Source organism: Sulfitobacter sp. HGT1 (genome assembly GCF_013282155.1).
GTDB lineage: Bacteria > Pseudomonadota > Alphaproteobacteria > Rhodobacterales > Rhodobacteraceae > Sulfitobacter.
Genome location: NZ_BLWI01000014.1, coordinates 68562 through 87834, shown reverse-complemented (window position 1 = coordinate 87834; position 19273 = coordinate 68562). Strand labels below are relative to the sequence as shown.

Genomic DNA, 19273 nt, shown 5'->3' with positions numbered 1-19273 from the left:
AGGATCATCCCGCCGCCCGCATATGCCGATCAGACCGACATGCAGATGTATTTCATCTCGAGGTAATCCTCGATCCCGTGGTGGCTGCCTTCGCGGCCCAGACCGGATTGCTTGACGCCGCCGAACGGTGCGACCTCGGTCGAGATGATGCCGGTGTTCACGCCCACGATGCCGTATTCCAGCGCCTCTGCGACCTTGTAAACGCGGCTCAGGTCTTTGGCATAGAAGTAGGACGCCAGACCAAAGATCGTGTCGTTGGCCATGGCGATCACATCATCGACGGTGTCGAACTTGAACAGCGGTGCCAGCGGGCCAAAGGTTTCTTCGGTCGCGACCATCATGTCCTGGGTGACCCCGGTCATGATTGTGGGCGGCAGGAAGTTGCCGTTCATATCGCCACCTTCGCCCAGAATCACCTGGGCACCTTTGGATTTCGCATCCTCGATATGCTCTTTGACTTTCTCGCCAGCGGCGGGGTTGATCAGCGGCCCAAGGGTCACGCCTTCTTCAAAGCCGTCACCGACCTTGAGCTTTTCAACCGCTGTCTTCAGCTTTTTGGCGAAAGCGTCATAGACACCGGCCTGCACATAAATCCGGTTGGCGCACACGCAGGTCTGACCATTGTTGCGGAATTTACACAGGATTGCACCTTCGACGGCGGCATCCAGATCGGCGTCGTCAAACACGATGAACGGGGCGTTGCCGCCCAGTTCCATCGAGCATTTCATAACCTGATCGGCAGCTTGCTTCATCAGGATACGGCCGACTTCGGTCGATCCCGTGAAGGTCAGCTTGCGCACGGCGGGGTTCTCGCAGAATTCCTTGCCGATGGCAGAGGAGGACGACGACGGCACCACGTTGAACACGCCCGCAGGGATGCCCGCACGTTCGGCCAACACACCCATGACGATGGCTGACAGCGGCGTTTCGGCAGCAGGGCGCGCAACGAATGCACAGCCAGCGGCCAGTGCAGGTGCGGCCTTGCGGGTGATCATCGCGTTGGGGAAGTTCCACGGTGTGATTGATGCCGCAACGCCGATGGGCTGCTTGATCACGGTGATACGCTTGTCGCGCTGGTGGCCGGGGATGGTTTCACCGTACACGCGTTTGGCCTGTTCGCCCATGAATTCGATAAACGACGCGCCATAGGCGATCTCGCCCTTGGCTTCGGCCAGTGGTTTGCCTTGTTCGGCGGTCAGAATGGCACCCAGATCGTCCTGGTTTTCCATCATCAGATCGAACCACTTGCGCATCACGCCTGCGCGTTCCTTGCCGGTCCAGGATGCCCATTCTTTCTGGGCTTTCTCAGCCTGGGCGATCGCGCCTGCGACTTGGGCGCGGCTTAGGTTGGCAACTTTGGCAATCACATCCCCGCGCGCAGGGTTGGTCACATCAAAGGTTCCATCGTCACCATCCACCCATTTGCCGCCAATATAGGCACGGGTTTCCAGCAGGCTGGGGTCTTTTAGCATGGATTTCAGGTCTGTCTTTGCGTCAGTCATTTTGATCTCTCCGCTTTTGTTTGTGGAACCCAAAGCAACATTCGCTATGATTGTCTAGTTCCAGTTTGTTATGGAGCGTTAAGGGAGACCCAAATGCAGTTAGATGATGCCTATGCCAATGCCGCTTATATCGAGGGTGCAGAAGATTATCCGCCCCGCTGGCAAAAGGCGGCAGCAGCGTTCCGCAAAAAGTTGGGATTTCGGGCGCAAAAGAACATTTCCTATGGCCCGACAGACCGCGAAGTCTATGATTTTTTCGAACCCGAAGGGGTATCACGCGGCACGGTCGTCTTTGTGCATGGCGGATATTGGAAGGCCTTTGCGCCCTCTGACTGGTCGCATCTGGCGGCCGGGGCTTTGTCCCGCGGATATGCGGTTGCAATGATCGGCTATGACCTGTGCCCCAATGTGCGGATCAGCCAGATCACAACCCAGGTTGCCAAAGGGCTGGCAGATGTTGCCAAGCGGACCCAGGGCGGGATTTCACTGGTGGGCCACTCTGCCGGAGGGCAGTTGGTTGCACGCATGACCGATCCGTTGATCTTGCCGGGGGATGTGCGCGAACGGATCGCCAACATTGTTTCGATCTCGCCTGTTGCCGATCTGACGCCGCTTTTGCAAACCTCGATGAACGAGATTTTGCAGCTGGACGAGGCCGAAGCCGCTGCCGAAAGCCCCGTGAACATGACCCCCCCGCATGGGGTGAATGTCACAATCTGGGTCGGTGCCGATGAACGCCCCGCCTTTATCGAACAGGCAGAGCAGCTTTCTCGGGTTTGGGGGGCCAAGATGACAGCGGTCGAAGGGCGGCATCATTTTGACATCATCGACCTTCTGGAAGACCCCGATAGCGACATGATGAAAGCGTTGCTGGGCATTAAGTGACCCCTTGATCGGTTTGCGAAAATAGGCGAAAGGATGCTTGGGCTGGGACGATGGCGTCGTCCTGAATATGGGCCCTTGCGTCCTGAACGCCGGGACCTTTCTGCAAGGGAGGGTCTGTAATGACCAACACATCTAAAGTTTTGCGCCCCGACATGTATCGTTTTCACAACGGAGATAAATCCCCGTTGCCCTTTGATGCTGCGGAATACGAGGCGCGTCTGGAAGAGCTGCGCGAGCGGATGGAAAGCGCGGGTGTCACCGCTGCTATCTTCACGTCGATGCACAATATCGCCTATTATTCGGGCTTTCTGTATTGCGCCTTTGGCAGGCCTTACGGTCTGGTCGTCACAGACACCGATTGTGTGACCATTTCGGCAGGTATCGACGCGGGCCAGCCGTGGCGGCGCAGCTTTGCCGATAACATCACCTACACCGACTGGCAGCGCGATAACTACTGGCGTGCTGTTGCCTCTGTCACGGGCAAGGGGGGCGTGATCGGCTACGAGGGTGACCATCTGACCCTGATGCAGCGCGACAAGCTTGAGGATTTCCTTGCGCCAGTCGTCATGGTTGACCTGTTCGAGACCACGATGCGCCAGCGGATGCACAAGTCAGAGGCGGAAATCGCCCTGATCCGTCAGGCGGCACAGGTGGCCGATGTGGGCGGCTATGCCATTCGTGATGCGGTCAAGGTCGGTGCGCGCGAAATCGACATCGCCATGGCTGGCCGTGACGCGATGGAGCTTGAGATCGCCAAACGCTTCCCCGATGCCGAATACCGCGACACTTGGGTCTGGTTCCAGTCGGGGCTGAACACCGACGGCGCGCATAACCCCGTGACCGCACGCCAGTTGGAGCGCGGCGATATCCTGTCGCTGAACACCTTCCCGATGATCTCGGCCTATTACACCGCGCTGGAACGCACGATGTTTGCAGGCGAAGTCGATGCCGCCAGCCTGAAGATTTGGGAGGCCAACGTCGCCGCCCATGAATACGGGATGAGCCTGCTGAAACCGGGGTCAAGCTGCGCCGACATCACCCATAAGATCAATGATTTCTTCGAGGAACGCGATCTGCTGCAATACCGTACCTTTGGCTACGGTCATTCGTTTGGGGTGCTGTCGCATTACTATGGTCGCGAGGCAGGGCTTGAACTGCGCGAAGACATCGACACCGTGCTGGAACCGGGCATGGTTATCTCGATGGAGCCGATGCTGACTGTCGGGGCCAATCAACCCGGCGCAGGCGGATACCGCGAACATGACATCTTGGTGATCACCGACGATGGCAACGACAACATTACCGGCTTCCCCTACGGGCCGGAAACGAACGTCATAGGCTGATATCTGCCCCCGGAACCCAAGCGGCGCTGGCGATCAGCCAATGCCGCTTGGGCCGGTTTCAGGGCTGGAATTTCGCTGTCCATGGGGTTTTTGTGCGTTTCCCCGCCACCCGCCAAGGTGCTTGACGCGCGATAACATTTCTTTATTTTTTAACGTCAGTTCGTTCACCCTGACGCGATTGCACTAAACGCTTGCTGCTCAGACATTCAGTCATTTTGATAACACTAGAGTTTGAGTAGTTCCCATGAAAGCGACCTTGATCGAACAAGAGGAAATGCGGCTTGCGTTGCTGCGGGACTATAACATCCTTGATACCGCCCCCGATGATGGCTTTGACGAAATCACGCGGCTGGCCGCCGAGATTTGCAACGTTCCGATTGCCTTGATTTCCTTGGTTGATACGGATCGCCAATGGTTCAAGGCAAAGGTCGGGCTTGAGATACCGGGCAGCAAAATCGAAAGCAGCATGTGCGCCCATGCCATTGCAGGCGATGATTATCTGGAAATTGGCGATACGTCGGCTGACCCCCGCACCGTCGATAATGAATTTGTCACGGGCGAGGATTCAATCCGGTTTTACGCAGGTGCACTTCTTGAGGACAGCAGAAAGCTGCCGCTCGGGACGCTGTGCGTGTTGGATCAGCGACCGCGTGAGCTGAATGACTTCCAGCGCAATGCGCTTCAGGTATTGGCGCGACAAGCCATGCGGCAGATCGAGCTGCGCAAGGCGCTGGCCGATGCTGAAATCCTGCGCAAAGAGGTCGATCACCGGGTCAAGAATTCGCTCCAGTCGCTTGAATCGCTGATCAGGTTGCAGATCAGAACCGAACAATCACCCCAAGCCCGCGCTGCATTGGATGCGGTGCAGGGGCGTCTGGCAACGATCAGCCGCCTGCACGAAGCGCTGTATCTGACAGATAGTTCTGCTTTTGTTGATGTGTCTGCGTTCCTGTCAAAGGTCGTAAGGTCAACACAGGAACAAATGCCCGATGGCGTGACCGTCAATGCGCAGATCGGGCAATGCAGGCTTTCGTCGCGGTCTGCGTCGTCAGTCGGGATGTTCGTGAACGAGGCAATGACCAACGCCGCGAAATATGCCTATGCGGGCCGCACACGCGGTACGTTCAATGTGACGGGCAAACATACCGGTGGGTTCTATCACCTGAGCTGCATTGACGACGGCCCCGGTATCCCCGCGGTGCAAACACCCGGCACCGGCCTTGGGATGCGTATCTTGCTGGCGGCTGCACAGCAGTTGGGCGGCGAATTGTTGACGCCGGAGCGCGACACTGGCTGCGAGATTACCGTCGTGTGGCCCGTCAAAGACTGACATAGGTTGTGTCTAGGGCTTGATCCTCGTGCCGCGGGCGTCAAGATTGGGCCCGTAACCGGATCACGACAGAGAGGCGTTCACCTATGCTTGCGTTACTTCAACTGATTGTGGTCGGCTTTGTTGTGTTGACCGTGATCTTTATTGGATTGTCGATGTATTCCCGCCGTATCCGCCGTGGCAAATTACGTCAGAAATGGCGGAGCGGCCCGCGCCTTGTGGATATGGACAGTTTCGTGCAACGAGGGCTCAAGAGATATGACAGCTCGATCCGTCGTAAACTGATCTGGGGTGTCTATATTGTTCCAGTGGTGCTGGTCGTGCTAATTATCTACCTCACCAACTTCAGTTAGGGAAAGTCGGCACTATGGGGATTATCAAATGGGCGTTCTGGATCACAATCTGGACGATCGTCGCCGCGTTCTTTCACTATACGCTGCCGCAGGTCGATATTGTGCGGATCACCGACACCTATGAAAAGCGGATTGATTTTGGCGAAAATTCGATCTTTTGGTCGAATGCTGACGTCGGTAACAACAATACCTTGGGCAACCGCGATGTGTTTTTCATCCAGACCCGCCGCGCCAAAGGCGATGTGATGGTGTATCGCAACGAAGATACCGGCTGGGGATGGCCACCCTATTTCAAGTTTGACACGACTAATTTGCAGGCAGAGGCATCGGATCTGAAGTCTGGTTCGGGCGCGCCGCAATATGTTGCGCTCAAGCATTACGGCTGGCGCAACGAGTTCATGTCGATCTTTCCGAATGCGATTTCAGTGCGGCTTGTCGCCGGACCGGATGTGTCAAAGGGCATACCGTTTTTGAATATCATCATCCTGACGCTGTTCGCGGCCTTCGTCTATGCGATCTGGGTGCGGTGGCGCAGGTTCAGGGAACAGCGGATCGACCCGACGCTGGAGCGTATTGAGGATGATTTTGCGGAACGGCAGGGACGTTTTTCACGCTGGATCGCCAGCTGGAAAAAGTAACCGCTGCGCGTTTTGGCAAGGCAGGAGGGGGCCAGCCCCCGCCCTGCGGGCCCCCCCGGGATATTTTGAGCCAGAGAAGCGGGGGATTAGTCTGCGCGTGCTACCATGCGCCCCATCGGGCGGCCGCCCAGGATGTGGACATGCAGATGCGGGACCTCTTGCACGCCATGTGCGCCGGCGTTTGAGATCATCCGAAAGCCTTCGCCCGCCTCGAGCGTTACCCCTTCGGATTTGCAGACTTCGGAAATGGCGCGGATGTAGCCGACGATTTCGGCATCCGATGCTTCGGCGGCGAAATGGTCGAAGCTGACATAGGGGCCTTTGGGGATCACCAGCACGTGGGTGGGGGCCTGCGGTTGGATGTCACGAAACGCAAGCGCGTGATCGGAGTCAAAGACCGTGTCGTTGGGGATTTCGCCACGTAGGATTTTGGCAAAGATGTTTTGATCGTCATAGGCGTAGGCCATGGAGTGTCCTTAGTCTGAAAAGAGATAATGTGTCTTGGCAATCTCAAGCGCCTTGTCTTGCGGAATTTGAAGGAATGCGGCCAAGACGCTCGCGTTCTCTTCTGTCGATGCATTTTCGCGCATGCGCGTATAATGTTCGAATTGCGCGTCGCGGATGCGATCGGATTCAAACGTCATGTCGTTGCGGATTGTGGGCAGTAGCCGGTCGAGCGTTTCTTCGGAGGTGCGTTCCCCTGCGAGGCCAACGCGCATCGCGTGGCCTGCCAGATAATCATCCGAGAACTGGCATTCGATTTCAAGGATACGTGTCACGGACCGGTCGGAGGCAAAGTCGTTGAGCAGATCAATATTGCCCGGGTCCATACACACGATCAGCCGGTCGGTTTCGTAATAGTCGAAAAGCATCCGCATCAAGGCCCGCCGGTGCCGTGTGCGTTTTCCCAGCGTGTTCTGAATGCCGCCAAGATCGGGGAGCGGGGTGCTTTCCTCGTTAAAGAGATATTCGATCGATGGCAGGTTCGTCGTTTGGCGGATGCGTTCCAGCACACGTTTGGCCACGTGCCATTTTTTGCAGATAACGATGAGCAATTCGCGTTCGCGGCCCAACGTGCTTTCTGTTTCCCAGAACCGCGTGGCAAAGCGCCGTCCGATACGGCCGCGCCCACTGAGGAAGTTGAACAGGCTGCGCCCTTCGTTGCTGATTTGGAATTCGACGCCTTGTGCCGTGTACAGCAGGCCAAGCCGGCGCTTGAGGTCCATTGCCTCGCTGCTGATTTTGCGTGCGAAAAGGTAATCCTGTGCCAGGAGCAAATCATAGTGATCGTTGTAAAACGTCAGCGGCATACCGTAATCGGTAAACATCAAGAAGGTCAGCGTGCGGGCCCGGATTTCACTTTCGGGAATCAGGTGCCGAACGATTGTCTGAAAAAACGTCTCGTCCGGGATCCAGGTGGTGCGGAAAAACCGCATGACATCTTTGCGCCGTTTGGTGAACTCCAGCACCATCTCGACGGTTTGACGCCGCAAACACCACCACTGGCTGCCGATCTGGACTTGCAAATCTGCCGGAATTTCACGGGTCAGACCCAGACGTTCTTGCAGATTGTACATCCAGTAAAAGCGTTTTTTCTGGGTGCGTTCGTTGAACCAGTGGCGATAGATCAGCCGCTCTTCTTTCCAGCCTGTCTTGATCCAGTCGCTTTCAAAATAGTCAAAGCTTTCGATGAAATCGACGTCGTTATCGTCAAGGTAGTTATGCGTATATTCCGCCGATTTGATTGCCATGCAGTCACCCGACAGCATGTAGAAATGCGTGGCGCGCGGAAATGCGTCAACGGCGCTTTCGACGGCGTTCAACGTGGCCTGCACCAAAGACCATTCGCCCCAGCCGCAGCGAATGCGTTTGCGCGCAAAGGCGACATTCGGGTTGGCCGAAAGCGCGGCTGTAATCTGGGCAAATTCTGCCGGTTTGGCAGAGGCGTCAAAATGGATCGCCATATAGTCACCAGACGACGTCAACCGCTCCGCCTGCTTGATAATTGCAGAAGGGTCCTTGTGACAAAGCAGGATATAGGCGATTCTGGCCATGAGTGACGGGGTTGCTCTTTGTATTGTTTCTGATCTGTAGATAATGGCGATCAGTGATTGAATAAACCGCGAATATTTGCTTTTTTCGGCCAGAGGCCAAACTGTTGCCATAAACTATGGTAAAAATGGTAAAAAAATAAGGACGCCGAGCAGAATATGGGTTTTCCAGGGACGTGGATGACGGAAAGTGAAAGCGTTGTGTACCGTGTGGTACCCAAATGCGCATGCTCGACCATCGGGCAGATCATGTTTTATTCGGATCATGGCGAATTTTTCGATGGCGACATTCACGATGCCAAGTCTGGCATGCACAAATGGGCGCTTGAGGACTCGCAAGAGCCTATCGCCAGAAATGTACAAAGCCACGGATCATATGCGTTTACCTGTGTGCGCAACCCCTACACGCGGATCCTGAGTTCGTTCTTTGACAAGATTTGCGGCATTCAGCGCAATGGCAAGCGCTATCGGGGGAACCTTGTGCCGCTGTTGGTTCAGAAATACGGGATCGAGGTCGGCGGTGCCGATGGCAAGCAAGAGTTCGACCAGATCGCCAGCTTCCGCCGTTTTTTGCTGTTCGCGCGCGATACCATCCGCTGGCGCAGGCCGATGGACCCCGACATTCACTGGTCAGGTCAGGCGGGCCATGTCAGCACGTTTATCGTGAACGGTGGCAGCTACGACAAGATCGTGTGGACCGAAAGTTTTAACAATGGCATGCAAGAAGTACTGGATGCGATCAAAACACCGCATCAGGTAACCTTGGCCGATATCCCGCGGTTCAATGAATCCGAAGGCCATGGCCCGAAACGTGCCCATCCGGTCGAGGATTACTTTGACGACTTGTCGATGCATTTGATGCGCGAAATTTACAAGCGTGATTTCGAGCTGTTCAAATACGACTTTGATAATCCCGCCAACAAGATGCCAATCGGTGAAATCGACCTTGACGAGGTTCACGCCAAACTAGGCGACTGATCCCGATAATCCTTAACCGTGCCGCCATTCATAAAGTGGTCATCGTTTTCCGGTTTGCCCAGGGCGAACAGGGATCTGGGGCGGTTGCCTTGGCGCAAACCGCTCTATCGCTGATAGGGCCTATCGCGGGATCGGCGGCCGTATTTTTGCATTTTACCCGCCGCCTAAAGCCCAGCCTTCAGTTTGTCTGAAGCACTTGGGCAATACGCGCGGCTGCGGCACGGCTGCCCTTGGCAGACGGGTGTATCATGTCGGCCGCGTGAAACGAGCTGTCGCCCGTCGGCACCATGTCAGCCAGGGATATAAAGGTGACGCCTTCGTCGCGCTGCGCCATCATCGCGATCCGTGCCTCAAGGGCGTCGCCTTCGCCTTTGCAATGCTCGATCGGGGACCACATGCCGGGGCTGCGCAGATACCCGACATAGGCAACTTTCGCCCCCGCACGGCGGGCTTTCGACACAAGTGCCGGGATTTCACCCCGTGTGCCGTCCGGGCTGATCAATTTGTTCATCCGGCGTTCACACCGGATACAGCCGCAGCCCAGCCACATGTCGTTGCCGCCGCCATTGATCACCACCCAGTCCCAGGGGCCGTCGCGATATTGCTTTGATATGTTCATCCCGAGCGCACCCGAGAAGGGCAGCATATAGCGATACCGCGCACCCGTGATTGCACGGCTTTTCACCTGGGCCCCCAATGTCTTGGCCAGAACATTCGGTACGGCCTGATCGGATTGCGCATGAGACGTCATGAACGAATCGCCTAACACGAGAATGCGCAGCGGGTCCTTTGCCTGGGTCATCGAAGCTGAACACAATACCAATGCGACGGCAACGCTGAGCAGAGTGCAGAAACGGCGCATCAAATATCTCCTTCGTTATTTCCCGTTGAATAGTTGAATATTGGTAAACCCTGTCAACTTTATGGAATTGAGTTCTCGGATTGGAAACAGCGCTGATGATGTGGTGGACAATCCCAAACGATGTGCGGCTGATCTTGCACGCGGGGCCAGCGCAGCCTACATCAAGCACATGTCACAGGTAAAATCATCATCCAAGTCCGACCCCAATTACAAGGTCATCGCTGAAAACCGCCGCGCGCGGTTTGATTACGCGATCGACGACGATGTTGAATGCGGCATCATCCTCGAGGGGTCCGAGGTCAAATCGCTGCGCAACGGCGGGGCCAACATCGCGGAAAGCTATGCCACTGTCGAAGACGGCGAATTGTGGTTGGTGAATTCCTATATCGCGCCTTACAGCCAGGCCAAGACGTTCACCCACGAAGAACGCCGCCGCCGGAAACTGCTGGTGTCGAAAAAGCAACTGTCGAACCTGTGGAATGAAACGCAGCGCAAGGGTATGACGCTTGTGCCGATGGTGATGTATTTCAACCACCGTGGGATGGCCAAGATCAAGATCGGCATCGCCAAAGGCAAAAAGCTGCATGACAAACGCGAGACAGAGGCCAAGCGCGACTGGTCGCGTCAAAAGCAGCGTCTGTTGAAAGACCACGGCTGACCGCTGGGTCCGGCGGGCGCTCAAGACAGCATCTGATCTGCCCTTTCGCAGCGCTATAGGTCGGCCAAACCCTTGCCTGCCCCCGCCTGCAGGGTTAGGCATAACAAAACCTGTTCTCAAAGGGGGCTGACCCATGTCCGACGATCCGAAAACGCTTGTTTCAACCGACTGGCTGGCACAACACCTCAAAGATCCCGACCTGCGCCTTGTGGATGCCTCTTGGTACCTGCCAGACATGTGCCGTGACCCCAAAGCGGAATACGACGCAGCCCACATCCCCGGCGCGCGGTTCTTTGACATAGACGAGATTTCGGATGCGCGGTCGGATTTGCCGCACATGGTCCCTCCGGCTGAAAAATTCATGTCGCGCATGCGTGCCATGGGCATCGGTGACGGCCATCAGGTCGTGGTCTATGATGGCGCTGGCCTGATGTCGGCGGCGCGTGTGTGGTGGCTGTTCAAACTGATGGGGCAGGATAACGTCGCGGTGCTGGATGGCGGTCTGCCCAAATGGGTCGCCGAAGGGCGCAAGACCGAAGATATGCCGCCGATCCCCCGCGATCGCCACATGACGGTCCGTTTCCAAAACCATCTGGTCCGCGATGTCACTCAGGTGGCCCAGGCGTCCAAGCTGAAAGACCCGCAGATTGTCGATGCCCGCTCCGCAGGCCGGTTTCGCGGTGATGAACCGGAACCCCGCGAAGGCCTGCGCCCCGGGCATATCCCCGGCTCGCGCAACCTGCCCTATACTGATCTGCTGAATGCAGACAAAACGATGAAATCCGTGGACCAGATGAAAGCCGCCTTCGAGGCCGCTGGCGTTGATCTGTCCCGCCCCGTGATCACCAGCTGCGGCTCGGGCATTACAGCGGCGGTTCTGGCCCTTGCACTGGAACTGATGGGCCATAAAAACTGGTCCCTTTACGATGGATCTTGGGCCGAATGGGGGATGTTCCCCACAGTGCCCGTTGCGACCGGAGACGCATAATGTTCGAAAACCTGCAGGCGCAGCCCGCCGATAAAATCCTCGCCTTGATGCAAATGTACAAGGACGACCCCCGCGACACCAAGATCGACCTTGGCGTGGGCGTCTACAAGGACGCATCAGGGCTGACCCCGGTCATGCGGGCGGTCAAATCCGCCGAACACCGGATCTGGGAAAACCAGGACAGCAAAAGCTATACCGGCCTTGCCGGTGATCCGGCCTTTGGCGATGCGATGGTTAAAATGGTGCTTGGCGATGCCGTGCCGCGCGCCAATGTGGCTGCCGCCGCGACCCCCGGTGGCACGGGTGCCATCCGTCAGGCCTTCGAAATGATCCAGATGGCACGGCCCGATGCGCGGGTCTTTGTGTCCGATCCGACCTGGCCGAACCACCTGTCGATCCTGAAATACCTTGGCATGGCTGTGGTGCCCTACCGCTATTTCGATGATGAAACCCGCGGCGTTGATTTCGACGGCATGCTGGCGGACCTCAAGACGGCACATAAGGGCGACGTGATCCTCCTGCACGGTTGCTGTCACAACCCCACCGGCGCAAACCTGAATGCCGCCCAGTGGGACGAGATGATCAAGGTTTTGCACGACACCGGTGCCACGCCAATGATCGACATCGCATACCAAGGGTTCGGCGATGGCCTTGAGGTAGACGCAGCAGCAACCCGCAAGGTCGCCGCATCGGTGCCAGAATGCCTGATCGCCGCCAGCTGTTCCAAAAACTTCGGCATCTACCGCGAACGCACCGGCATATTGATGGCGGTCTCCTCCGATGCATCGGCGCAGAAACTGAACCAGGGCACCTTGGCCTTCCTCAACCGCCAGAACTTCAGCTTCCCGCCCGACCACGGTGCGCGGATCGTGACCATGATCCTGAATGACGACGCCCTGCGCGCCGATTGGATGGCCGAACTCGAAGACATCCGCAACACCATGCTCGGCTTGCGCAGCCAACTGGCCGGTGAATTGCAGCGCCTTGCCGGATCAGACCGTTTTGGCTTCCTTGCCGAACATCGCGGCATGTTCTCGCGCCTCGGTACGACCCCGGAAATGGTTGAAAAACTGCGCGCCGATCACGGGATCTATATGGTGGGCGACAGCCGCATGAACATCGCGGGCCTGAATGCAAAAACCGTCCCGATCCTCGCCAAGGCAATCATCGACGTAGGGATCTAAGCGATTCTTACCGCTTCACCCTTTCTTAAATACTCAATAGCGCCGCGCTGTCTCCCAGCACGGCGCTATTTTTTTGCCCAACCATCCACCGGACAAACAAAAAACCCGGGCGCGGACGCCCGGGTTCTTGCGTGCCCGAAGGCGTTTGGTTTTAGCTCTTCGAGAACTCGGGATACGCTTCCATACCCAGTTCCGATACATCGAGGCCCATGATCTCGGCCTCTTCGGTGACGCGGATGCCCATGGTGGCTTTCAAGATCAGCCAGACAACCGTCGACACGATAAAGACGAATGCACCGATGGAGGCAAAGCCGATGATCTGTGTCACAAAGGATGTGCCTTCGGTGTAAACCGGAACCACCAAGGTGCCCCAGAAACCGGCAAGCAGGTGAACAGGGATCGCACCGACAACATCGTCGATCTTCAGCTTGTCCAGGAATGGAACCGCGAAGACTACGATCACACCGCCAACAGCACCAATCCAAAGCGCACCAAACAACGTCGGGTCAAGCGGACCCGCAGTGATGGACACCAGACCTGCCAGCGCACCGTTCAGCAGCATGGTAAGGTCGATCTTCTTGTACAGGATCTGCGTCAGGATCATCGCTGCAACAGCACCACCGGCAGCGGCCATGTTGGTGTTGGCGAAAATCTGGGCCACAGCGTCGGCATCGATCATCGACCCCATTGCAAGCTGCGAACCACCGTTAAAGCCGAACCAACCCAACCACAGGATAAACGTACCCAAGGTGGCAAGCGGCAGGTTCGAACCCTGCATTGGCACAACACGGCCGTCTTTGTATTTGCCGATACGTGGTCCAAGGATCAGGGCACCTGCAAGGGCAGCAAAACCACCAGCTGCATGTACCAGAGTGGAGCCGGCGAAGTCAGAGAAACCTGCGTCAGACAACCAGCCTGCGCCCCACTGCCAGCTTGCTTCGATCGGATAGATAAAGCCGGTCAGGATGACGGTGAAGATCAGGAAGGGCCACAGTTTGATACGCTCGGCCAAGGTGCCCGAAACGATGGAAGCTGTGGTAGCGCAGAACATCAACTGGAAGAAGAAGTCGGAGGCATTGGAGTAGCCGCCAGCGTCGATCGTGGTTTTGATGTCTTTGGTGCCGATTGTGCCGAACACACCCTGAATGATCCAGGCATCGCCCGGATACATGATGTTATAGCCAACCAGCCAGTACATGATCGCGGCCAGCGCGAACAAGGCGATGTTCTTGGTCAGCTGTGTTGTCACGTTCTTGGAGCGGACAAGCCCCGCTTCGAGCATGGCAAAACCGGCGGCCATCCAGAAGACCAGGAAGCCCCCGATCAGGAACAGCAGCGTGTTAAAGATGAATGCAGTCTCGGACGCGCTTGCAAACTCGGCGTCCTGTGCAAAGCCCAGCGTCGGCAACAGCGCGGCTGTCGCGGCCAGGGGAAGAAGAATTCGTGATTTCATGTCGTCATTTCCTCAAGCATTAAGGGTCAGATGGCGTCTTCGCCGGTTTCACCGGTGCGCACACGCACGGCCTGCTCGACGTCGAGCACAAAGATTTTGCCATCACCGATTTTGCCGGTGTGGGCGGTGCGGGTAATGGTTTCGACCATCTGGTCTGCCAGCGCATCGGCGACGACCAGTTCAAGTTTCACCTTGGGTACAAAGTTCACGACATATTCAGCGCCGCGATAGATTTCAGTGTGGCCAGACTGGGCACCGAAACCCTTGATCTCTGTTACCATCAGCCCGCGCACACCTGCTTCGGTCAGCGCTTCGCGGACCTCTTCAAGTTTGAAAGGCTTAATTGTTGCTATGATGAGTTTCACCTAAAGTCCCTCTTCTAGAATGCAGGTTCTTCCTGCGTGATACCTGAGAAGAAAAGAGCGAGACTGACCGGATAAGGAAGCCCAAAGGGCCTGCGCCGGGGCCGTGGAACCCTGTTTGTGATTAAAAAGTGGGCAAATAAAATAAAACGATTAAAAAATAGACACAAAATTGATGGCCGCCACAGCGCTCTAAGCTAAACAATCAGCTCGAGGCAGGGTAGAGTGCAAAAAAAGAACGGTCGAGCGAGCAGCTGAATGAGTGATTCACCCAAGCGGAAGCGCCCTTTGGTCGCTGACAAGCGATATGGCGGCAAAGCGACGGCTTCGGCCAAAAAAGCCCCTGCGAAAAAGGCACCTGCAAGGCGCAAGCCAGCGCGCAAGGCCCCGGTACGGCGCGGCGGTATCATGGGGTTTTTCAGCGCGATTATCCGTTGGATTTTCGGTCTTATCTGGAAGATCGTTTCGCGGGTGGCAATTGTCGCCCTGCTGCTTCTGGCCTGTGCCGTTGGCTATTTCTATACAACCTTGCCGCCTCTCGAGGCGCTGTTGGACGGACGCGCGCGCGGATCAGTCACCATGTTGGACCGCAACGGTGCTGTGTTTGCCTGGCGGGGTGACCAGTTCGGCGGCGTTGTAACGGCCACCAGCGTGTCGCCACATCTAAAGAATGCGGTCATCGCGACCGAAGACAAACGGTTCTACAGCCACTTTGGTGTATCGCCACGCGGTATCGCATCCGCCGTGCGCATCAACCTGAGCGAAGGCCGTGGCCCGCTTTCGGGGCATGGCGGGTCGACGATCACCCAACAGGTCGCCAAGCTGCTGTGTCTGGGCGAACCCTTTGATACGGCATCGGGCCAGACCGAAAAAGAATACGAAGCCGAATGCCGGCGTTCATCGCTCAAGCGCAAGGCCAAGGAGGCAGTGTTCTCCATGGCGATGGAGGCGAAGTATTCAAAGAATGATATTCTGTCGATCTACCTGAACCGTGCCTATATGGGCGGCGGTGCCTTCGGTGCCGAAGCCGCGGCACAACGGTTTTTCGGTAAACCCGCATCCGCCTTGCGCCCTGCCGAAGGGGCGATGCTGGCCGGTTTGCTGACAGCCCCCACCACATTGTCGCCGACCAACAATCTTGACCGGTCGCAAAACCGCGCTGCCACGGTGGTGCGCCTGATGCAGGGTCAGGGTTACCTGACCAAAGCCGAAGCGGATGACGCGATCGCGCATCCCGCCGAACTGTCCGAAGCGGCCGAGGCCGAGGCGGGCGGATATTTTGCCGACTGGGTGATGTCATCGGGCCCTGAATTTTTTACCCGTAACACCACCGAAGACGTCATCATCAAAACAACCCTGGATCAGCGCATTCAACGTGCCGCCGAGGATGGGTTGAACTGGGTCTTTGACAACAAGGTGCGCGCCGGGTCCAAGGCGCAGGCCGCTGTTGTGGTAATGTCTGCCGATGGTGCCGTGCGGGCCATGGTGGGGGGGCGCAAAACCAAGGTTGCCGGTGCCTTTAACCGCGCCACGCAGGCGATGCGCCAGACGGGGTCGTCCTTTAAACCGTTCATTTACGCCGCCGCGCTGGATCTGGGGTATTCCCCGAATGACCTGATCAACGACGCGCCTTATTGCCTGAACATTCCGGGATCGGGCGAATGGTGCCCCAAAAACTATACCAGCAGCTTTAAAGGCAATGTGACCCTGACCACCGCGCTTAAGGAATCGTTGAACATTCCTGCGGTCAAAGTGTCCGAAAGCGTCGGGCGTGATCTGGTCAGTCAGGTGGCAACGCAATTCGGCATCAAAAGCGATCTGGCCGCAGGCCCCGCGCTGGCGCTTGGTGCGTCTGAGAGTACCCTGCTCGAGATGACAGGTGCCTATGCGGGTATTCTGAACGGGGGGTCTTCGGTGAAACCTTATGGCCTGATTGATCTAAAGCTACAGGGCGATAGCGAACCCTTGATGGGCACGGGCGGCGGCATCGGTGAACGGGTGATCCAGGAAGATGCGGCGCTTCAGCTGGTCTATATGATGGAAAAGGTCGTGTCCGAGGGCACTGGCAAGCGGGCGCAGTTTGGGGGGCGTGAACTGGCGGGCAAAACCGGCACAACCCAAGCCAACCGTGATGCGTGGTTCATCGGGTTCTCTGCCGATTATGTGGCGGGCATCTGGATGGGCTATGACGATAACACGCCGCTAACAGGTGTCTCGGGTGGCGGCCTGCCGACCGAGATCTGGAAAGAGGTCATGGAGCGGGTCCACGAAGGATTGCCTGTCCGACCTTTGCCGATGATCATGCCGGCACCTTCCGTAGCTGACGTATCGCAGGCCCAAGACAACAGACCTGCCCCGGTGTCACAGCCGCAAAATCCGATCAGTCTGATTGATCAGGTGTTGCGTGACATCTTTGGCGGTGGTGCGTCAGGTGGTGGCGGTGGCAATTCAAAAGCCGGTGATCGCTAACCCCGCAGACGCGCGGCGGATCAAGCCGCGCCTGCTGGCTTAGTCCGCGTCAGGGCGCATTGTGCCCGTGGGCTGTGACAGTTCAAAACGGCGTTTTTGCAGATAGTTCAGGCGGGCCTGCGCATAGCTGTCGGTGCTGCCATCCACCGCGTCAGCGATCACGTCGCTGCGACGGCTTTTTGTGAACACGCGATCGGCAAGGCCGGTCACGGTGCCCACATATTTCTCGGGGCTTTCCAGCGTGTAGGACAGCGGGTTGGTAAACAGATCAACGATGCGACCTGCCACATCCCGACGTGTCGAGGGGCCGATGATCGGCAATTCGTAATACGGGCCTTCGCCGACGCCCCAAACATATAGCGTTTCGCCGAAATCGGTGTCGTGCTCTGGCACTTTGAATGCGCTGGCCGCGTCAACCACGCCTGCAAAACCAAGGACCGTGTTGATTGCAAACCGCGATGTCGCCAGTCCGAAACCTGTGACGTCACCCTGAAGGAACGAATTCACAGCGACCTGCGGCATCGCCATGTTTTCGGCAACGTTGTGAATAACCGTCTGGAATTCGCTGGGCACAGCCTTGGCCAAGCCGCCGCCCTTGCCGGAACCCGCGACTTGCTTGTTCAGGGCATGCACCTTGCGGTTGCTTTGCTCGTGCGGATCATTGATGCCTGTCGGCTGCACACGCGCGGCACTGCCACACGCGGCAAGGCCAGCAACCAAAACGCACACCGTAAAGTTCCGCAAAACCTTGGGTGCCGTAGAAAAATTGACCATAGCAGCCCCCTTTGTGCCGATAAGAATTCTGCACCTTATGCGGACAGCACATGCGATTAGCAACATATCTTTGAGGGGCGGTATCCAGCCTTCGAAAGCTTTTGTTTTATGACTTTTTTGCCCCCTTTCAGTTTGGCTGGCAGGGCGTTAACGTAGGCCGCAAATACATCTGACCTCAAAGGAAGAACCCCATGAGCATTTCCAACCGTCTCAGCGAACTTGGCGTCACATTGCCAGACGCGCCCGCACCAGCGGCCAACTATGTTCCTTTCGTCAAAACGGGGAATATCGTTTATATTTCCGGCCAGATTTCGAACGGTCCTGACGGTCTGATCCTTGGCAAACTGGGTGATACAATGGATGTGGCCGCCGGTGCCGCCGCCGCGAAAACCTGCGCGATCAGCCTGTTGGCCCAAGTCAAAGCTGCCTGTGGTGGGGATATTGAACGCCTTGTGCGTGTGGTAAAGCTGACCGGTTTTGTGAACTCTACCGCTGATTTCACCGATCAGCCCAAAGTGATCAACGGCGCGTCCGACTTTTTGGTCGAAGCATTGGGTGATGCGGGGCGGCACGCGCGCTCTGCGGTGTCTGCGGCATCCTTGCCTTTGGGTGTTGCCGTCGAAATCGAAGGCATCTTCGAGATCAAATGACCTTTCCAGCTGCGCTTGTAAAAGCCCCGTTTGCCCACCGGGGCTTTCATGATCTGAACGCGGGCCGGCCTGAAAACAGCCCGGCCGCGTTCAGTGCCGCGGTGGAACGTGGCTATGCGATTGAACTGGATGTCCAGCTTAGCTCGGACGGTCAGGCGATGGTGTTTCATGACTACGCCCTCGACCGGCTGACGGCTGAATCCGGCCCCATCCAGCAACGCACCGCAGAGGCGCTGGCGCAGATCAAGCTGAAAGGTGGCACAGACACCATTCAGACCCTGCCGCAAATCCTGTCATTGATCGACGGGCGCGTCCCGCTGCTGGTCGAGATCAAGGATCAGGACGGCGCAATGGGCGATGCCATCGGCCCGCTGGAAGTCGCAACAGCCCGCGCGCTGCACGACTATGCCGGTGATGTGGCGGTCATGTCGTTCAACCCCCATTCGGTCGCGCGCATGGCGCTGCTTGCGCCCGATCTGACGCGTGGGATCGTGAGCAGTGCCTATCGCTATGCCGACTGGCCGCTGTCCAAGGCCACCTGCGACCACCTGCGCGAGATACCTGATTACGGCCGGTCTGGCGCGTCCTTTATCAGTCACGAGGTCGACGACCTGTCACGCCCCCGCGTGGCCGACCTGCGAAAGACCGGCGCGATGGTATGCTGCTGGACAGTCCGAAGCACTGAAATCGAAACGACAGCGCGGCAATACGCCGATAATATCACATTCGAGGGCTACGACGCGGTGCGCCCCGCTTGAACCCCGGCGCTTTGGCCACAGATTAGACCCATGGC

Annotated in this window: 19 protein-coding genes; 12 read left to right on the top strand and 7 right to left on the bottom strand. The window is 57.2% G+C overall.

Annotated features, from left to right (window positions below):
* Positions 1-29: 29 nt before the first annotated feature.
* Positions 30-1502, bottom strand: coding sequence for an NAD-dependent succinate-semialdehyde dehydrogenase (locus tag HGT1_RS16555; RefSeq protein WP_176251068.1), 1473 nt, complete (start codon positions 1500-1502; stop codon positions 30-32).
* Between the two features lie 93 nt (positions 1503-1595).
* On the opposite strand from HGT1_RS16555, the gene HGT1_RS16550 reads away from it, so the two are divergent.
* The 5 genes from HGT1_RS16550 to HGT1_RS16530 all read left to right on the top strand — a co-directional run bounded on the left by HGT1_RS16550 (position 1596) and on the right by HGT1_RS16530 (position 6051).
* Positions 1596-2387 carry an alpha/beta hydrolase gene (locus tag HGT1_RS16550; protein WP_176251067.1) on the top strand — a complete coding sequence of 264 codons (792 nt, stop codon included), beginning with the start codon at positions 1596-1598 and terminating at the stop codon, positions 2385-2387.
* A 119-nt stretch (positions 2388-2506) separates the two neighbouring features.
* A complete protein-coding gene (locus HGT1_RS16545) occupies positions 2507-3730 on the top strand; it encodes an aminopeptidase P family protein (RefSeq protein ID WP_176251066.1) in 1224 nt (407 codons plus the stop codon).
* 244 nt (positions 3731-3974) lie between these two features.
* The gene (locus HGT1_RS16540; protein ID WP_176251065.1) at positions 3975-5060 is read left to right on the top strand and encodes a sensor histidine kinase; all 1086 of its coding nucleotides are present in this window, start codon (positions 3975-3977) and stop codon (positions 5058-5060) included.
* An 86-nt stretch (positions 5061-5146) separates the two neighbouring features.
* On the top strand, positions 5147-5413 hold the full coding sequence (locus tag HGT1_RS16535) for a hypothetical protein (RefSeq protein ID WP_176251064.1): 267 nt from the start codon (positions 5147-5149) through the stop codon (positions 5411-5413).
* A 14-nt stretch (positions 5414-5427) separates the two neighbouring features.
* Positions 5428-6051, top strand: coding sequence for a DUF1523 family protein (locus HGT1_RS16530; protein ID WP_176251063.1), 624 nt, complete (start codon positions 5428-5430; stop codon positions 6049-6051).
* Between the two features lie 86 nt (positions 6052-6137).
* Here the strand turns inward: HGT1_RS16530 and HGT1_RS16525 are convergent, their stop codons facing one another.
* Positions 6138-6518, bottom strand: coding sequence for a histidine triad nucleotide-binding protein (locus tag HGT1_RS16525; RefSeq protein ID WP_176251062.1), 381 nt, complete (start codon positions 6516-6518; stop codon positions 6138-6140).
* Positions 6519-6527: 9 nt separating this feature from the next.
* A complete protein-coding gene (locus HGT1_RS16520; RefSeq protein ID WP_176251061.1) occupies positions 6528-8105 on the bottom strand; it encodes a DUF5928 domain-containing protein in 1578 nt (525 codons plus the stop codon).
* Positions 8106-8261: 156 nt separating this feature from the next.
* On the opposite strand from HGT1_RS16520, the gene HGT1_RS16515 reads away from it, so the two are divergent.
* Complete coding sequence (locus tag HGT1_RS16515) at positions 8262-9080, top strand: sulfotransferase family protein (RefSeq protein WP_176251060.1); 819 nt, start codon at positions 8262-8264, stop codon at positions 9078-9080.
* A 178-nt stretch (positions 9081-9258) separates the two neighbouring features.
* On the opposite strand, the gene HGT1_RS16510 is transcribed toward HGT1_RS16515, so the two are convergent.
* Positions 9259-9942 carry an SGNH/GDSL hydrolase family protein gene (locus tag HGT1_RS16510; RefSeq protein ID WP_176251059.1) on the bottom strand — a complete coding sequence of 228 codons (684 nt, stop codon included), beginning with the start codon at positions 9940-9942 and terminating at the stop codon, positions 9259-9261.
* A gap of 169 nt (positions 9943-10111) precedes the next feature.
* Here HGT1_RS16510 and smpB point away from each other — a divergent pair, with 169 nt between their 5' ends.
* The 3 genes from smpB (at position 10112) to HGT1_RS16495 (ending at position 12772) form a co-directional block, all read left to right on the top strand.
* Complete coding sequence (gene smpB / locus HGT1_RS16505; RefSeq protein ID WP_176251110.1) at positions 10112-10600, top strand: SsrA-binding protein SmpB; 489 nt, start codon at positions 10112-10114, stop codon at positions 10598-10600.
* A gap of 133 nt (positions 10601-10733) precedes the next feature.
* Complete coding sequence (gene sseA, locus HGT1_RS16500; protein WP_176251058.1) at positions 10734-11588, top strand: 3-mercaptopyruvate sulfurtransferase; 855 nt, start codon at positions 10734-10736, stop codon at positions 11586-11588.
* On the top strand, positions 11588-12772 hold the full coding sequence (locus HGT1_RS16495; RefSeq protein WP_176251057.1) for an amino acid aminotransferase: 1185 nt from the start codon (positions 11588-11590) through the stop codon (positions 12770-12772). The genes sseA and HGT1_RS16495 overlap by 1 nt, the downstream gene beginning before the upstream one ends.
* Before the next feature lie 151 nt (positions 12773-12923).
* Here the strand turns inward: HGT1_RS16495 and HGT1_RS16490 are convergent, their stop codons facing one another.
* On the bottom strand, positions 12924-14225 hold the full coding sequence (locus HGT1_RS16490; protein ID WP_176251056.1) for an ammonium transporter: 1302 nt from the start codon (positions 14223-14225) through the stop codon (positions 12924-12926).
* Positions 14226-14251: 26 nt separating this feature from the next.
* Positions 14252-14590: a P-II family nitrogen regulator gene (locus HGT1_RS16485; RefSeq protein ID WP_005851080.1), complete on the bottom strand. Its 339-nt coding sequence runs from the start codon at positions 14588-14590 to the stop codon at positions 14252-14254.
* A gap of 255 nt (positions 14591-14845) precedes the next feature.
* Here HGT1_RS16485 and HGT1_RS16480 point away from each other — a divergent pair, with 255 nt between their 5' ends.
* Positions 14846-17056 carry a transglycosylase domain-containing protein gene (locus tag HGT1_RS16480; RefSeq protein WP_176251055.1) on the top strand — a complete coding sequence of 737 codons (2211 nt, stop codon included), beginning with the start codon at positions 14846-14848 and terminating at the stop codon, positions 17054-17056.
* A gap of 39 nt (positions 17057-17095) precedes the next feature.
* Here HGT1_RS16480 and HGT1_RS16475 read toward each other — a convergent pair whose 3' ends face one another.
* Positions 17096-17830: a VacJ family lipoprotein gene (locus tag HGT1_RS16475; RefSeq protein ID WP_176251054.1), complete on the bottom strand. Its 735-nt coding sequence runs from the start codon at positions 17828-17830 to the stop codon at positions 17096-17098.
* A 191-nt stretch (positions 17831-18021) separates the two neighbouring features.
* Between HGT1_RS16475 and HGT1_RS16470 the strand changes: the two genes are divergently transcribed.
* Both HGT1_RS16470 and HGT1_RS16465 read left to right on the top strand, forming a co-directional pair.
* Positions 18022-18480 (top strand): RidA family protein, encoded by a 459-nt coding sequence (locus HGT1_RS16470; RefSeq protein WP_176251053.1) that lies wholly within the window; start codon positions 18022-18024, stop codon positions 18478-18480.
* Positions 18477-19238: a glycerophosphodiester phosphodiesterase family protein gene (locus HGT1_RS16465; RefSeq protein ID WP_176251052.1), complete on the top strand. Its 762-nt coding sequence runs from the start codon at positions 18477-18479 to the stop codon at positions 19236-19238. Before HGT1_RS16470 ends, HGT1_RS16465 begins: the two co-directional genes overlap by 4 nt.
* Positions 19239-19273: the final 35 nt, after the last annotated feature.

What these genes read in the sequence shown, in the direction of transcription:
- HGT1_RS16555 (WP_176251068.1), bottom strand. Translation starts at nt 1,502, where the DNA reads ATGACTGACGCAAAGACAGACCTGAAATCCATGCTAAAAGACCCCAGC.
- HGT1_RS16550 (WP_176251067.1), top strand. Translation starts at nt 1,596, where the DNA reads ATGCAGTTAGATGATGCCTATGCCAATGCCGCTTATATCGAGGGTGCA.
- HGT1_RS16545 (WP_176251066.1), top strand. Translation starts at nt 2,507, where the DNA reads ATGACCAACACATCTAAAGTTTTGCGCCCCGACATGTATCGTTTTCAC.
- HGT1_RS16540 (WP_176251065.1), top strand. Translation starts at nt 3,975, where the DNA reads ATGAAAGCGACCTTGATCGAACAAGAGGAAATGCGGCTTGCGTTGCTG.
- HGT1_RS16535 (WP_176251064.1), top strand. Translation starts at nt 5,147, where the DNA reads ATGCTTGCGTTACTTCAACTGATTGTGGTCGGCTTTGTTGTGTTGACC.
- HGT1_RS16530 (WP_176251063.1), top strand. Translation starts at nt 5,428, where the DNA reads ATGGGGATTATCAAATGGGCGTTCTGGATCACAATCTGGACGATCGTC.
- HGT1_RS16525 (WP_176251062.1), bottom strand. Translation starts at nt 6,518, where the DNA reads ATGGCCTACGCCTATGACGATCAAAACATCTTTGCCAAAATCCTACGT.
- HGT1_RS16520 (WP_176251061.1), bottom strand. Translation starts at nt 8,105, where the DNA reads ATGGCCAGAATCGCCTATATCCTGCTTTGTCACAAGGACCCTTCTGCA.
- HGT1_RS16515 (WP_176251060.1), top strand. Translation starts at nt 8,262, where the DNA reads ATGGGTTTTCCAGGGACGTGGATGACGGAAAGTGAAAGCGTTGTGTAC.
- HGT1_RS16510 (WP_176251059.1), bottom strand. Translation starts at nt 9,942, where the DNA reads ATGCGCCGTTTCTGCACTCTGCTCAGCGTTGCCGTCGCATTGGTATTG.
- smpB (WP_176251110.1), top strand. Translation starts at nt 10,112, where the DNA reads ATGTCACAGGTAAAATCATCATCCAAGTCCGACCCCAATTACAAGGTC.
- sseA (WP_176251058.1), top strand. Translation starts at nt 10,734, where the DNA reads ATGTCCGACGATCCGAAAACGCTTGTTTCAACCGACTGGCTGGCACAA.
- HGT1_RS16495 (WP_176251057.1), top strand. Translation starts at nt 11,588, where the DNA reads ATGTTCGAAAACCTGCAGGCGCAGCCCGCCGATAAAATCCTCGCCTTG.
- HGT1_RS16490 (WP_176251056.1), bottom strand. Translation starts at nt 14,225, where the DNA reads ATGAAATCACGAATTCTTCTTCCCCTGGCCGCGACAGCCGCGCTGTTG.
- HGT1_RS16480 (WP_176251055.1), top strand. Translation starts at nt 14,846, where the DNA reads ATGAGTGATTCACCCAAGCGGAAGCGCCCTTTGGTCGCTGACAAGCGA.
- HGT1_RS16475 (WP_176251054.1), bottom strand. Translation starts at nt 17,830, where the DNA reads ATGGTCAATTTTTCTACGGCACCCAAGGTTTTGCGGAACTTTACGGTG.
- HGT1_RS16470 (WP_176251053.1), top strand. Translation starts at nt 18,022, where the DNA reads ATGAGCATTTCCAACCGTCTCAGCGAACTTGGCGTCACATTGCCAGAC.
- HGT1_RS16465 (WP_176251052.1), top strand. Translation starts at nt 18,477, where the DNA reads ATGACCTTTCCAGCTGCGCTTGTAAAAGCCCCGTTTGCCCACCGGGGC.